Raw genomic sequence first — 631 nt, forward strand, 5'->3', positions numbered from 1 at the left:
CGGCGGGGAGGAGCTTGCTGCCGGGCGGCCTCGTCCGCTTCCTCGGGGCCGGGCGGGGGGTGTCCGTACCGCTGTGACCCGGCTGGTTGCAGGAGATCGTGCGGGTGACGATCCGGCCGCCGGGGACGCGTTCGCGCTCGCGGCGTAGGTAGCCGTGGGCCTCCAGCTCGCGCAGGGCGGCGGCGATACGGGTCGTGCCCTCGGGGAAGCGGGCGGCGAGCGACTTGATGTCGACGCGGGCGCCCGACGGGAGCGACTGAATGTGGACTGACAGCCCGATCGCGAGCAGCGACAGCTCCGGGTGCTGGGCGAGATGGTTGCCGATCACCGTGAAGCGGGTGGTGTGGCGGGCGTTGTCGTGAACCAGGCCGGTGCGGGGGTGCCGCCGGTTCGGGTGCTTCTTCCCGGTTACGGGGGCGTGGGCGTGCGAGGGCACGTTAGGGTTCTGCGTATCCATCGGGAAGCTCTCTCTTCCTCGGTGGTCAGGCCCTCGCACTGGGATTGCCGTCCCGGCGAGGGCCGTCGCATGTCTGCGGTTGTGTTGCGCTGAGCGTAGGGCAGGCAATGCCCCCCGAATCCAGCTGAGTTGGCGATGTTCACTCGCGCGAGTGAACATCGCCAACTCAGCTGG

At 70.0% G+C, this 631-nt stretch carries 1 pseudogene; it reads right to left on the bottom strand.

Annotation, left to right across the window (positions count from 1 at the left end):
* Nucleotides 1-457, bottom strand: a pseudogene (locus tag CA983_RS44730) (helix-turn-helix domain-containing protein); the annotation flags it as partial.
* Nucleotides 458-631: the final 174 nt, after the last annotated feature.

It is taken from the genome of Streptomyces swartbergensis, assembly GCF_002148965.1.
Taxonomy (GTDB): domain Bacteria; phylum Actinomycetota; class Actinomycetes; order Streptomycetales; family Streptomycetaceae; genus Streptomyces; species Streptomyces swartbergensis.